At 38.4% G+C, this 13,074-nt stretch carries 13 protein-coding genes; all 13 read right to left on the reverse strand.

Annotated elements, in window-relative coordinates:
- Positions 1–158: 158 nt before the first annotated feature.
- The gene (fliT, locus tag QU597_RS26510; RefSeq protein WP_310830494.1) at positions 159–494 is read right to left on the reverse strand and encodes a flagellar protein FliT; all 336 of its coding nucleotides are present in this window, start codon (positions 492–494) and stop codon (positions 159–161) included.
- The gene (gene fliS / locus QU597_RS26515; protein WP_310830495.1) at positions 487–873 is read right to left on the reverse strand and encodes a flagellar export chaperone FliS; all 387 of its coding nucleotides are present in this window, start codon (positions 871–873) and stop codon (positions 487–489) included. The genes fliT and fliS overlap by 8 nt, the downstream gene beginning before the upstream one ends.
- Before the next feature lie 22 nt (positions 874–895).
- Positions 896–2,398 (reverse strand): flagellar filament capping protein FliD, encoded by a 1,503-nt coding sequence (gene fliD / locus QU597_RS26520; RefSeq protein WP_310830497.1) that lies wholly within the window; start codon positions 2,396–2,398, stop codon positions 896–898.
- Positions 2,399–2,414: 16 nt separating this feature from the next.
- Entirely contained in the window at positions 2,415–2,801 is a 387-nt protein-coding gene (locus QU597_RS26525) for a flagellar protein FlaG (protein WP_310830498.1), read from the reverse strand.
- Positions 2,802–2,971: 170 nt separating this feature from the next.
- Entirely contained in the window at positions 2,972–3,661 is a 690-nt protein-coding gene (locus QU597_RS26530; RefSeq protein WP_310830499.1) for an LbetaH domain-containing protein, read from the reverse strand.
- A 43-nt stretch (positions 3,662–3,704) separates the two neighbouring features.
- Entirely contained in the window at positions 3,705–4,889 is a 1,185-nt protein-coding gene (locus QU597_RS26535; protein WP_310830500.1) for a class I SAM-dependent methyltransferase, read from the reverse strand.
- Positions 4,879–5,814 (reverse strand): NAD-dependent epimerase/dehydratase family protein, encoded by a 936-nt coding sequence (locus QU597_RS26540; protein ID WP_310830501.1) that lies wholly within the window; start codon positions 5,812–5,814, stop codon positions 4,879–4,881. The genes QU597_RS26535 and QU597_RS26540 overlap by 11 nt, the downstream gene beginning before the upstream one ends.
- The gene (gene rfbC / locus QU597_RS26545) at positions 5,811–6,344 is read right to left on the reverse strand and encodes a dTDP-4-dehydrorhamnose 3,5-epimerase (protein ID WP_310830502.1); all 534 of its coding nucleotides are present in this window, start codon (positions 6,342–6,344) and stop codon (positions 5,811–5,813) included. The genes QU597_RS26540 and rfbC overlap by 4 nt, the downstream gene beginning before the upstream one ends.
- Before the next feature lie 27 nt (positions 6,345–6,371).
- Positions 6,372–7,598 carry a methyltransferase domain-containing protein gene (locus QU597_RS26550; protein ID WP_310830503.1) on the reverse strand — a complete coding sequence of 409 codons (1,227 nt, stop codon included), beginning with the start codon at positions 7,596–7,598 and terminating at the stop codon, positions 6,372–6,374.
- 17 nt (positions 7,599–7,615) lie between these two features.
- Positions 7,616–8,683: a CDP-glucose 4,6-dehydratase gene (gene rfbG / locus QU597_RS26555; protein ID WP_310830504.1), complete on the reverse strand. Its 1,068-nt coding sequence runs from the start codon at positions 8,681–8,683 to the stop codon at positions 7,616–7,618.
- Positions 8,684–8,686: 3 nt separating this feature from the next.
- The gene (gene rfbF / locus QU597_RS26560; protein WP_310830505.1) at positions 8,687–9,454 is read right to left on the reverse strand and encodes a glucose-1-phosphate cytidylyltransferase; all 768 of its coding nucleotides are present in this window, start codon (positions 9,452–9,454) and stop codon (positions 8,687–8,689) included.
- A 3-nt stretch (positions 9,455–9,457) separates the two neighbouring features.
- The gene (locus QU597_RS26565; RefSeq protein ID WP_310830506.1) at positions 9,458–11,071 is read right to left on the reverse strand and encodes a glycosyltransferase; all 1,614 of its coding nucleotides are present in this window, start codon (positions 11,069–11,071) and stop codon (positions 9,458–9,460) included.
- A 28-nt stretch (positions 11,072–11,099) separates the two neighbouring features.
- A complete protein-coding gene (locus QU597_RS26570) occupies positions 11,100–12,986 on the reverse strand; it encodes a glycosyltransferase (protein WP_310830507.1) in 1,887 nt (628 codons plus the stop codon).
- Between the last annotated feature and the right edge of the window lie 88 nt (positions 12,987–13,074).

Genomic DNA, 13,074 nt, shown 5'->3' on the forward strand with positions numbered 1-13,074 from the left:
CTTCTCTATTGTCAATTGGAAAAGTAAATGTTTACTTTCAATAATTTACCATTCGTTAATTTAAAAATAAAGTAGCTTAAACTGTGATCATTTCATCAAAAAAGGAGCAGACGCTTTATAATACCCGTCTGCTCCTGAGATGAAACATCAGGAAATTATTATTTTTTGCGGTCCATTAGGATGCTGTCCCGCGTATAGCCCCCTTCGTAGGCATTGCGCTGGACTTTGGCTAACTCTCTCTGTTGAAGCCACTTAGCCGCCTCACTTTTAAGATGCTGCATTCGTTCAAGAATTGCCGGATCTAGTCTTAGCAACATCTTCAGCTGCTCCTGTTCCTCAATACTGAAGGGCTGGTTGCTAAACCTATCTCCAAGGGCATCAATCAAAATTTGACGTTGCTCGACAAATTCCTCTAACTCCTCAAATGAACAAGTATCAAGTCGGTTAGTGATGCTCTGAGTAATTTCAACTAAACGAACGATCCCATCATCCATGAGTATTCTCGGTTGCAGGCAGCTTAGAGGCTTCCATCCATGTTATGCGAAACTCAGTTAAATATTCAAGAGCCTCTTCAGCATGTGATATCTCTTTTTTCACATTCGCCTGAACAAGCAGATAATTGATATACTCATAAAGGCCGAATAGACTTTTGGATATTTCATAGGAGGGATTCAAGGTTGACATCAACTCACTAATAATCGTCTGCGCCTTACCCAGGTTTAAGTTTGCCTTCTGGTGATTAATCTCTTCAATCCCCTCGATACCAGCCCTTACAAATCGGATTGCTCCATCAAACAACATTATAAGCAACTGTGCCGGGGTCGATGTATTCACCGATGATTGACGGTATTTTTCATAAGGAGAATTTATCATTTGTGTCACCCTTCACTTCAAATTAACTCGTGAATAAACCACTTAAACTTGACGACTGAGAATTGTATTTATTCATCGCCGTTTCCATAGCAGTAAATTGTTTGTAGTATCTAGTTTCCAAATCTGCTAAACGATCCTGCAATGAGTCGATACGCGAGTTGTAATCCTTTAACATCCGCCCCATAACGCTTTCCGTTTTATAAGCAAATTTAAGGTCCGTTGAAAATTTCGATGTACCTGCTTTCAATACAATTTTATCCAATGCCTTGTCTGCTGCTGCGGATAGCGCTCCAAAAATTCCTCCGTTTACATCTACTGCAGAACCGCGGAACACATCGTTTACCTTTTGTGGATTATTTAGTATAGCCTGCTTAAGCTTGTCTTCATCGAGATAGAGCTTACCATTCTCGTAATATTGTCCTGTAGTAATCCCCATTCCACTAAGATCACCGAGTTTATCTGTAATTGCCGCACGCATATCCGAGATGGCTGTTTGAAGAATAACATCATTTTTGAGCAGACCACTCTTTGCTTTCTCTTCCCACAATTCAATATCCTTTTCACTCATTGCTTCCTTTTGTTCATCTGTCAGAGGAGCATAGGTTCTGTATTTCTCTTCACCTATTTTGGTAGTCATAGTGTTGATTAGATCATTATATGTTTCTACAAAAGCTTTAATTGTTTCAATAGACTTATCAGCATCAGCCTGAGTCGTAATCGTCGTGGCGCCACCCGTAGTGGCACTTTTAGCAAGAAAAGTGAGCGATACACCATTTACCGTCAGTGAATTTGAAGTGCTGGTGTAGGTCTCCGCAGCGGTCGACTTACTGCTGGAAATCTCCGCAATCGCATTTTTGGCCTTGAAAAATGAATCAACTGTGTCGCTATAATCCATATCCAACAGGGTAAGGAGCGAGCCGCTTATCTTCTGATTTTCAATTACATTATCTGTACCAAACTTATTGGATGTAATTGACAACTTACCGCTCACTTCATCAAAGCTGGCTTTGACATCTGCCGAACTACTGTTTATTTTAGCCATAGCTGTTGAAATCGTATCGTCTGAAGTAAAGGTAATGCTATCCCCCCCAGCTACATCAAAAGTAAGTGGAGAAGTTGCCCCGCTCAGGTCACTCAGTTTGGTAGCAAGTGTAACCTTATCTGTCCCTAAAGTCGTAGTAAGCTTTGTAGCCGATTCTAATGAGGATTTAGTTGCAAGCTGAGTTACTGTAACCGACATCTCAACCCCGTTAGCTGCCGCGCTGGCCTCGGCCCGAACAGCTGTCGTATTACCACTCAGAACTGCTTTTTGGGTGTTCATTTGGGAAGAAGTATTCCACTTAATCAATTTATTCATCTTAAGATCGACTAACTTGGCGTTAAATTCTCTGTAGCTGTCCCGCTGCCATCCCATTAGTGTTTTTTGTTGATTCAGCTTATCCAATGGTGCACGCTTAGCTGTCATCATCTGTTTGACGATACTGTCAATGTCTAATCCCGATGAAAATCCGCTAACTCTAAGCATATCTCACAACCCCTCTCTATACTTTCTCATCGATAAGAATACCGGCAATTTCCATCATTTTCGCTACAAGATCGAGCGTTTTTTCAGGTGGGACTTCTCGTATTAATTCGCCCGTTTCTTTATTCATTACCTTTACCATCAGGGCGTGGGTCTTCTCATGTATGCTTATTTCCAAAGAGGTAGTTGGCCCTTCTAATGCTTTTACTGCACGAGCAATGGTTCGGATTAGCTGCTCTTCTCCAACCGGAACCTTGACTCCTTGCCTTTCGATTGCATTAAGATCCGAGGCACTTGTGACTTGCGCTATCCAGTTGTTGTCGTCTTTTTTTGTGGCAGTCTCATATTTCGGATTACTAATGCTCCGCTCTACTGATTTGGCTGATAGAGAAAACTGAACGTCCATTCCCAAAACCCCCACGGAAACTAGTATTTAGTTTATATATCGGTATAAGATCGGGGTTATTTAGCTTTTTCAACCCATATCTCTAATTTTCTACAGTACAGCAGATAGATGTCTCCACAAGAATGCTTAGATACATAGACAATCTAGTAAGTCGATAATAAGTGTACTTGCTATATTGCATCTACAAAGAACTGTTGTGCCCAGCATTTCTGTTGCGCTTTATACCCTATTGCCCCATTCTCGCCTTTGAATACAACCATTCCACTCTCCACATTCCGCTCATAAACCGAGGCACCTATTCCTACCGATACTCGGTCACCGATTACACAACTTCCGACAATTGAAGAGTGAGGAAGTAATGAAACCCCCTTGCCGAGTTTCGGGTAAATACCATTTTGTGCTCCAACTGTACTACCTTGCGCTGCTATCAAAAAATCGGAGTATTGCGCTTTGCCTAATACCGTACCTACGGTATGAAAAAGAAGAAAAATATCAGGTAACTTTGTATCATACATGCAGCTAAAGCCATGCAGTGATTTGTTTAAGTAAAATATTTTATTGGCTAAGGCAGTATCACCATTCTCATTCCATACACTATTCGACAAAAACCAAAGAAAAACTGCGTACTGATCTGAATGTAGATGATTTAATAATGCAGAGCCATTCTTCTGGTATGACTCAAGAGCTACCCTTGAAAAACAATAACCGGTCCGGTCCAATGCAACATCAATAGCCACCTTCTCAATTCCAGTCTGAAAATCGATGGTTTGATTATCCGGAAAAAAATGATTAAGTTGAGCAGATATATACTTTTTGAAATCATATAATGAAAGGGAGAGTTCTATACTAATTCTAATCACTTCTTTCCTTATAATTCATTCTCTTATTAAATTCGGCTGAAAATCATACATTCCAATGTTCAATATTTATTAATTCAATATCTAAATGTAGTTTTTCAAGAATGAGCTTGTTCTCTCCGAAATAATTAGGATTCATAACAATTATTGTAGAAATCCCTTCATTCCCCAAATCAGAAACGCCTATTATTTCATGTCCCGTACCAGGTACAAAATTCCCTACCTTATTAGGATTGACATCTATTACGCAATTAATATAATATCTATCTGGATCTATTAAATTCAAAAAAGTCACACCTTTTGCTCCAGCACCCCAAATCGCTATTTTACCCTTTTTACAATACCGCGAAAGCTTGTCAGTTACGTTTTTTTTCCAATCTAATTCATACTTAGCAAAACCGATGCTAGTTATATGACTGTGATTTGTGGGTTGAGGTTCATTATAAGGTCTCTCTTCAGTCTCAGCTATCCTAGCTTCTAACCACAAGTATTGATCGTTAAAAATATGCTCAATGTTCACAACTTCAAATCCAGCTAATTCAAATGCCTTTGTCAGTGAAGATTTGCTAAAATATGAACAGTGCTCATAGAAAATATCAAACATAACTTTATTCTTAAAAATCCATTCCACACATGGCGTTTCAAAAAACACTTTGGCATGGGGAGAATGGGTCAGTGCACTTCTTACATCTCTAAGCAAAAGCAATGGTTCTGATATATGTTCTATAACATGCCGACAAATAACAACATCGGTCTTTATATCAACGCATTCTTCATTGAATAACCTTTTTTCAAATTTTAATTTACCCTCTAATTCTATTTCCGATCCTATATAGCTTGGATCAAAACCATATCCGCGATTTTCTCCACCTTCTACTATCTTTCTCAGAAAAACACCTTTTCCACAGCCGATTTCAACCACATTTACGTTCCGCACTTCATTTCTATTTACAAGGGTAGCTACCAGTTCATCTAAATACTTGTCGAAATACTGAGAATGGGATTGAGTATTTTCATAGTCACTACCATAAACAACTTTACTTGAATCAAAGGAGCTGTTATAAACAAAACCACAACTTCCACACTGGAGAATAGTCAAATCTCCTTTTGCAAGCTGCCTTGCATCCTCAGAGTTATTAATCAATATATTTTGAAAAACGGGCATCTGCTCCCGAGTTAGTATACTAATCGTATTTGAAGATTGGCATATCGGACATTGATTATTGTTCACTTGGCCTGCCTCCATAAAGATATAATCGCCACCACTCTATTGTTTCATATAAACCTTTTTCTAACGTTACTGTTTCATTCCACCCAACATCTTGTTTTAACCTTTCGACATCAGCAAGCACTATTCCAGGTTCATCTTTTGGAGCGGGAATTGCATTCAAATGAATAAGTTCTTTTCTCCCTAAGATATCTGCTATAGTATAAACAATTTCAAGCAAACGTATCGGCTCACCTGAACCTACGTTAACCGGGCCTTCAATCTGTGTATCTAAAAGTTTAACCAATGCTTTTGCTGCATCCTTAACGTAAAGATAGTCACGAATTTGCTGTCCATGAGAACACTTGGCCTGGTCTCCTTTTAATAAAGATAAAATCACAGAGGGAACCAGACGAAGCTCATGCTCCCACGGACCATACAGATAGAAAACTCTTGCCCAAGCACATGAAATTCCATAGCTTTGTTGGTATGACATGAGAATATGATGAAGTGAATTTTTACTTGAACCATAAATGCTATTATAAGCCGGCGGAGTATCGAACTCCCTACAAATACCCCATTTTAAATCATATTCCGCACATGAACCTATTCCTACAATTCTTTCGCCCCCTGCTGAACAAAACATATCAAATAACGACATACTGGCTTTCAGCCATTTGAGGTTTGAGGCTGAGTTCCAGTATTGTCCTGGGGTCGTATCCCATGCAAGGTGTAAAAGATGTGTAGGCGAATTAATTAAAGAGAACATTTCTCTCAGCTCGTTCTCATTCAATAGATCTACACTAATCCAAGTAATATTCTTTGTGTTTATTTTATTTTCATGACTTGATGTTAGCGCATATACCTGATCTTCTCGACCTGCCAACTCATTTAATACATGCCTGCCAATGAATCCGTTTGCTCCCGTTATAATAATGGTCTTCTTCATTCTAAATACCTGTTATAGCTAAGATCCTTATCAGATATAATTAATTGATCTTCTTCAGGCCATACCACTCCAAAGACAGGGTCATTCCACATTATTCCTCGTGAGGATTTTTCATTATACGCTGAACCCATTTGATAAAAAACTTCCGTATTGTCAGATAAAGTTTTAAATCCATGTGCAAAACCCTTAGGTATATAAAGCATCTTATGATTTGTCTCAGACAATTCTATAGAAAACCACTGTTTATAGGTCAATGATTCAGGCCGTATATCAATAATCACATCATAAATCGAACCCTTCGTACATCTGACAAGTTTAGTTTCTTCATAAGGTTCTGCTTGATAGTGCATCCCACGAAGAGTATTTTTATTTTTATTATAAGAAATGTTGCACTGCACAAAGGAAGACGCTAATCCAAAAGCTAAGAATTCTTCCTCGCACCAAGATCTAGCAAAAAAGCCGCGTTCATCAGACAATAATTCCAGTTCTACCACGAACGAACCCGATAACGGCGTTTCAACAAAGTACATCTGCTCTTCCTCCGTTCAAAAACTATTTCAGAGCACCCTCATTTCAGGTACTGGAATTATCCATTTACCTCCCCATTCACGTATAAACGCCGTTTGTTCCATGATCTCTTCTTTCAAATTCCACGGAAGAATTAGCACATATTCCGGCTTTGTCTGTTTTAGCACATCAGGTGAATACACCGGGATTCTGGAACCAGGAAGGAAGGTACCTTGCTTATAGGGGCTACGGTCGACTGTATAATCCAAATAATCCCGATCAATACCGCAATAGTTAATTAAGGTGTTACCCTTAGCAGGTGCCCCGTAACCTACAATTGTGTTTCCATTGTTTTTAAGTTCTATTAGAAGCCCCATAATTTCCCTCTTTAATTCAACGGCCTTCTCAGAGAAGCTTTTGTATATGTCTATTTTCCCCATACCTAATGAAGCTTCTTGTTCCAGCAATGCTTGAACCGCTTGGCTTATAGAAAGATCTCTGTTTTCTGAATGTTTTGCATAAATCCGAATGGAGCCACCATGCGTCTCCAGCTGTTCAACATCGTAAATGGAGAGTTTATGCTGTGCAAATAATTTACTCACTGTTGTAAACGAGAAGTATGAAAAATGTTCATGATATATCGTATCAAACTGATTATGCTCTATAAGCTGGAGCAGATGGGGAAATTCCATCGTAATAGTTCCTTGAGGGTTAAGTAGCACCTTCATTCCCTTAACAAAGTCATTCAGGTCAGGTACATGGGCAAGCACATTATTGCCTAGCAGGAGATCCGCTGTCTTCCCTTTTTCTTTCAAGGCATTTGCTAATTGGGTTCCAAAAAAATCAACCACAGTATCGATCCCTTTTTCTATAGCAGATTTCGCAACATTGGCTGCTGGTTCGATCCCTAATACAGAAATGCCCTTCTCCTTAAAATACTGCAATAAATAGCCATCATTACTGGCGATTTCCACCACATTCGTGTCACTTGAATATTGGAATTTATCTATCATATGTTCAACATAATTACGGCAATGGTTTAACCAACTATCCGAATAACTGCTAAAATAAGCATACTCACTAAAAATATGCTCTGGAGTTTCGAAATCTTCTACTTGAACCAGGAAACAATGCTCACAGACATAAGTTCTTAAGGGATACATAATCTCCTTCTGGCTTACAGATTCCACATAGGAATTAGCTAAAGGCGAAATCCCTAGATCCACAAATATGGTGCTTAGTTCCTCACCGCAAAAACGACAGCTTCCCTTAGACATTCATTTGTATCTCCTTATCATAAGGTGTGTTTTTCACCTTTTATCTTTTCGTAATCACGAATTTGTTTTAACGTCAAATCTTGAATACCCTTACTCATATAATTTAAGTACCAGTCCATTGTCCATTCAATAGACTGGTTTATCGGCAGTTCAATTCTCCAATTCAGCATACGTGCAGCCTTCTCACTATTTAACACAAGAGTTGAAGCTTCATAGGGCTGAGTAAGGGAAGGATATAGGACATCCACAGGATGATCCAGATGCTTATTACATTCTTCAATAAGCTGGGCAACAGATATATTTGAAGCTTCGCCAGGACCAAAATTCCAGGAGCCGACATACTTTTCTCCGGATTCTCCCATGTTTTGAGCCAGCAGTAAATATCCATTAAGACAATCCAACACATGTTGCCAAGGCCGTATGGCACTAGGATATCTGATATTTAATTTTTGTTTATGGAGTATAGAGCGGATGATATCGGGAATAATCCGATCTGCCGCCCAATCTCCCCCGCCTATAACATTGCCTGCTCTGGCAGAAGACAATAGTTTTCTGCTATTCGAATAAAATGACCGTTCGTAGGCGGAAGTAACGATCTCCGAACAGGCCTTACTGGCACTATAAGGATCTGCTCCTCCAAGGGGGTCACTCTCAATAAATCCCTGTAACGAGTTAGTATTCTCATAACACTTATCTGTAGTCACATTGATAACAACCCGTACAGATTCCGTATGCCTGGCCACCTCTAACAAATGAGCTGTTCCCATAATATTAACCGAGAATGTTTCAATGGGTTTTAGATATGATTCCCGCACTAAAGGTTGGGCTGCCAGATGAAATATAAACTCCGGTTGAACCTTATGAATAAAGGATTGCAATAGTTCATAATCCAATATATTACCATAAACAGAATCCATATTTTCCCCTACGCCTGCAAGCTTGTACAGATTCGGTTCACTTACTGAGGGTGTATTGCTGTATCCAAAAACATTAGCCCCCAGATACTGCAGCCATAATGCTAACCAACTCCCCTTAAATCCTGTATGCCCTGTGATTAGCACTCTCTTTTTTTTCCAAAATCCCACTCATTACCACACCTTCCAGGGAGCAAAGCCTGTATCCCACAACTCTTCCAGCTTGTTCTTATCCCTTAATGTATCCATCGGTTGCCAGAATCCATCATGCATAAAAGCTGCAAGTTCTCCTGATTTCGCTAACTTTTCCATTGGCCCTTCTTCCCAAATGGTGTCATCTCCACTTATTAAGTCAAAGACCTGCGGCTCCAAAACAAAAAAACCGCCATTAATCCAGTTGCCGTCTCCCATCGGTTTCTCCTGAAATCCAATGATTTCATTATCATGAAACTCAAATGCACCGAACCTGCCTGGTGGACGGACTACAGTTACAGTCGCCGATTTCTTTCTCCGCTGATGAAAGTCTATAAGCTCAGTTATGTTAACATCAGACAACCCATCTCCATACGTGAAACAGAAAGAGCTATCCCCAATATATTGTTGTACCCGCTTTAATCTTCCTCCGGTTAATGTGTGTTCCCCTGTGTCTACTAAGGTCACCTTCCATGACTCTGATTTATTTTTATGAATTTCCATCTCATTTGTTCTGAAATCGAATGTAACATCCGAAGTATGCAGATAATAATTGGCAAAAAACTCCTTAATTAAATACCCCTTGTATCCTAAACATACAATAAACTCATTAATTCCGTAGCTAGAATATACCTTCATGATATGCCAGAGCATGGGAGCACCACCGATCTCAACCATGGGTTTTGGCTTCACTACTGTCTCTTCGCTTAATCTTGTTCCCAAGCCCCCAGCCAATATCACTGCTTTCATCTGCTATACATCCTTTCGAACGATTATATCAAAATCTACAGCAGATTCTTTCATCTGTAAGACGTTGTAGTATGAAATTGATAACCCCCGGTTTGTAAATGAGCTGATTATCTTTTTACAGGCTAATTCATCAAATTCAGGAAAGCTCAGACTCATTCCTAACTGCCCGCCTTTATTGAGCATACCTGTCAGCACTTCAAATACATGAGAAGTATTATCCAACTTGGTAGCATCGTATTCGAATAGAATATAATCAAAGCTCCTGTTAAGCAAATGAGTACTAATTTCATTTACATTTCCTTTAAAATAATAATCCGAAACCGTCTTTATATCCTCCAAGTATTTATCTTCCAAGCAATAGTTAGTGATTTCTGTATTTTGGATCCCTTTGTACTTTAGCATGTTTTTTAATTGCAAAGGGTTCCCCCCACACTTAGCATTTATCCCTAAAATTGTTGGATTTAACATGGACAATTTAACCGAAAATTCATTAAGAAGTAGGGGATTCATTATCGCATCCGACCACGAGTCTAAATTGTATTTTCGAATGAATATGTCTCTACTAACATTTAGTGAGTTATTATTAATCTGATCATCTCGAACCGTAACTGAGCCAAAGTGATATGTGAATGTATCCTTGCAATATACCAACTTGTATCCCGCTCTTCGAATTCGGAAGCTGATATCATCATCAGCAAATTCTCCGTAATAAAATGACGGATCATAGTAACCTATTTGTCTAAGCAATTCTGTTCTTACCATTAACACGCAAGGAAGAAGTCTTACACGTTCCTCCCATTTACGTGGATCAGAGTGGTTATATTTATTTGCAAATTGAATCATCTCTTCAATATTATTGTAATCGCCATTAATTTGCTGCATATTGCTGATCATACTTGCACCAGGAGATACGTAACCAATTCTCTCATCAGATTCTATACATACCAATAGATTATCCAGCCAACGCGGAGTAAAAATAAAGTCGTTACATACACATGCAGTATATTTACCTTCTGCCGCTTTCATCCCTTCATTAAAGCCGTTAGTAACCCCTACATTTTTTATTAAATGCAGTGGTTTGGCATTTGGTAAGCTATTGAAGTAATCCTTAGTTCCATCTGTTGAGCCGTTATTCACTAAGATCAGTTCATAGTTAACATTTTGTGTATATTGCAATATACTATCTATACATAATTTAGTATATTCTAATTTGTTATATGCTAATACTACTATACTGACGAGTGGTTGTTCAGTTAATGAAATGAGTTTTCTATTGTCATCGACCAGTTGTTCTATCACATTTACTAATTCAGCATTTTGTGCTACCTCTTTTGCTTTAGCAAAAAAGTAGTTGGATTGAATTATATTATTACGTAATTTGTAAACATACCCAAGGTTGAAAAGAATATCTACAAATTCTGAATCAATCAGCAATCCTCTCCACAATTCATCTTCCGCCTCTTGTAAGTTATCCTCAGCTACGGCTATCGCTGCTTTCATGGTACAAATCTCAATATTTTCAATCACTGATCCATCAGGTTTTAATTCAGATAATAATTTTTTTGCCTCATCGAGGCTACCTATTTGAATGAGTTCTTGAATTCTTTCCTTTATCATGTGAGTCTCCTCAATTCTCTGTCGAATGTTAGGTAGCAGCCGCCCATGTTGCTACTGGGAATTTTTGCCTAATTGTATTTTTCATTATATCCATGCCTTTAATATCATTTTTCTTTTGATAACATTGGTAACAGCGCTCATAAGTGCTATAGACAGGTTTTAAGTCCATGAGTTTGGTATAGAATAAATGAGCATCTTCGAGATAGTTACTTTGAAAACAAAGATCACCAAGTAATGTAATAACCTTTATATTATTTGGTTGTTCGTCATATAGCTTGATCAAAATATCAATTGCTACCTCTGTAAAACTATAATCCGCGAGTATAAGACATATGTTGTACTTCGTTTCTATGCTTCCCTTCAAAAGGAGCCCTAACACACTTTCAAAGATTTCAAATTCCTGCAGTATGATAAGATGACGGCAAACTTCAATAAGCAGTTTTTGTAAACCTGTAGTTAATCGAGCATTGGAACTATCTTGTCTGTTGACTAAACATATTAGCACGTCACTCTCTCTGTTGCTTAAATTCAAAAGTGGACGCGCTCTATGAAAGAGGGCAGGATCCTTAAGAATAACAGAAAGCAGAAGCAGATCTTCTCCCGCTTCAACAGGATATTCGGTAATATCAGACCATTGTTCACGTGCCTGCTCATATTTCTTATCATATTGTAAAGCTACCGCGATAATATGAGGTGGTGGTTCGATATTAAATTTCCCTACATATTTACTAAGCAACGGGTGCCTCAAGACGTATAGGGTATCCAGCAACAGCCTTAAGTCATTAATATTCTGAACATTATATATGATCTCTATATTGTGATAAACCTCCTCAACAGGGAGATTTGCTTTCGTTACGATTTCAAAATACTTTTTCAAAGCCGGAGAGTACGTTTTCTTTTCTCGTAGGACCTGAACGGTTTCTTCATAGCTTTGAGTTATTTGTCTTTGCTTGTCATATATTTCAGCCAGCATAAACCGGGCTTTATAACCACCTGAACCTTCAGATATCATCGTTCCTTCTGTTTGATCCCCAATGAGGAGACACTTCTTGAACGATAATATCGCTTCTTCCAGATAACCGGCTTCCAAGAGCATTTGTCCTTGAACATAACGCATTTCAGAGTCTGAAGGAAATAGCTGAAGAGCATCCTCTATGATTCTTAAACCATCTTCATGCTTATCCAACTTCCCCAGACTCGAAGCAAGAAAGGACAGCAGATCCGGCAAAAATGCTTTATCTTTACTCAAAGGGTAGGCTTGTTGAAACAATTTAACCGCTTTCTCTGTCTCACCAAGAGCTACATAAGTTCTCCCCATATTAAACAAATTGTATCCATTAGGATTCTCATTAACAGCTTTAATCATGATAGGAAGATTTCTTTGCAGTTTATCCTTCTCTCCTATCGTCTCTTTGTTGTAGCCCGTATGGTGAAGGAGCAGATCCGCATCTCCTCCAACGAAAGTATAACGTTTATCCAATACATTAATATGTTCATGAAGATGACTCTCGAAATAAAGCTTATCATTATTCTTAAATAACCTTACCGCTTTATGTGTAAAGGTTTGCGCATAGGATATATAATTTTTAATTTTTAATAAGTAATAATCCGCATCTGACACAATTTCCTTATAAATATCAGATTTCTCGTCCAGATATTCATCCGCATCCATGATAACAATATAATCACAGGTTGCTTGTTGAATACTATGATTTCTGGCTTCAGAGAAACTACCTGTCCATTGAAAATGGTATATCTTCGAGGTAAAACGCGCTGCAATGTCTAGGGTCGCATCTTCGGAACCAGTATCTACAATAATGATTTCATCTACCTTATTACTGACACTTTCCAGACTTCGTGCAAGTGTTTTTTCTTCATTTTTCACAATCATACATAATGATACTGTTTTATTCATAGAGGTGTCCTCTCATCATTCAAAAGTTAATAATTATACAATTATTATCGGTCTTTTTTCATAACATAATAAGATGTACAATTATTAA

Origin of the sequence: Paenibacillus pedocola, from assembly GCF_031599675.1 — a bacterium.
GTDB lineage: Bacteria > Bacillota > Bacilli > Paenibacillales > Paenibacillaceae > Paenibacillus_AQ > Paenibacillus_AQ pedocola.

Excerpts from the sequence above, each read along its gene's own strand:
- fliT (WP_310830494.1), bottom strand. The coding sequence starts at position 494 with ATGGATGATGGGATCGTTCGTTTAGTTGAAATTACTCAGAGCATCACT.
- fliS (WP_310830495.1), bottom strand. The coding sequence starts at position 873 with ATGATAAATTCTCCTTATGAAAAATACCGTCAATCATCGGTGAATACA.
- fliD (WP_310830497.1), bottom strand. The coding sequence starts at position 2,398 with ATGCTTAGAGTTAGCGGATTTTCATCGGGATTAGACATTGACAGTATC.
- QU597_RS26525 (WP_310830498.1), bottom strand. The coding sequence starts at position 2,801 with ATGGACGTTCAGTTTTCTCTATCAGCCAAATCAGTAGAGCGGAGCATT.
- QU597_RS26540 (WP_310830501.1), bottom strand. The coding sequence starts at position 5,814 with ATGAAGAAGACCATTATTATAACGGGAGCAAACGGATTCATTGGCAGG.
- rfbC (WP_310830502.1), bottom strand. The coding sequence starts at position 6,344 with ATGTACTTTGTTGAAACGCCGTTATCGGGTTCGTTCGTGGTAGAACTG.
- QU597_RS26550 (WP_310830503.1), bottom strand. The coding sequence starts at position 7,598 with ATGTCTAAGGGAAGCTGTCGTTTTTGCGGTGAGGAACTAAGCACCATA.
- rfbF (WP_310830505.1), bottom strand. The coding sequence starts at position 9,454 with ATGAAAGCAGTGATATTGGCTGGGGGCTTGGGAACAAGATTAAGCGAA.
- QU597_RS26565 (WP_310830506.1), bottom strand. The coding sequence starts at position 11,071 with ATGATAAAGGAAAGAATTCAAGAACTCATTCAAATAGGTAGCCTCGAT.
- QU597_RS26570 (WP_310830507.1), bottom strand. The coding sequence starts at position 12,986 with ATGAATAAAACAGTATCATTATGTATGATTGTGAAAAATGAAGAAAAA.